The sequence below is a fragment of the Pseudomonas sp. 05T35 genome (genome assembly GCF_056396605.1).
In genome coordinates this window covers 1-496 of record NZ_JBFTLU010000944.1, presented here as the reverse complement: position 1 = coordinate 496, position 496 = coordinate 1, and the positions used below count along the sequence as shown (strand labels likewise).

At 54.3% G+C, this 496-nt stretch carries 1 protein-coding gene; it reads left to right on the top strand.

Annotated elements, in window-relative coordinates; all coding sequences use genetic code 11:
- The first annotated feature begins 24 nt into the window (after positions 1-24).
- Positions 25-459, top strand: a complete 435-nt coding sequence (locus tag AC1DH9_RS30825; protein WP_477809543.1) for a hypothetical protein — start codon at positions 25-27, stop codon at positions 457-459.
- Positions 460-496 lie beyond the last annotated feature (37 nt).

Here is a 496-nt window from a genome sequence, read left to right as displayed (position 1 = left end):
TGAATGATGGAGCGCCAAGGTTCGTTGAGCGCTTTTTTGGCTCAGTATTTCCCTACGTTCATCTGTGCATTCTTTCTCGCCTGCTTTTCCCTTTCCGCGGCCATCTCATTGGCCTCGAGTACCTATTTTCGCAGTGATCCAGAGCGTGCGCGTTATTCTTTTCTGGCGGCGGTTGGGCTGGGGCTGCTCTTGGCGTTCAGCCATTTCGTCATGATCAGAGGGCGCACTTGGGGAAGTTGGGTCATTGTCGCTTTCTACGCTGTGTGCTTTCTGACAGTCCTGCCTACCTACGGTTACCGGCCGCATATGGCGGCTTATGTAACTGGCCTGCTGTTTCCCTTGCTYGGGATGTTGTTGCTGAATAGTCAGCGCCATCGCGAAATGCGCCGTCAACTCGTGATGATTCGCAAAAAGCGCCAGGCTGCCCTTGCCGACCGCAAGCCCCGGAGAATGAAATGAACGATTTTCCTCCATTGACGCGCTATCTCGCCCGCTA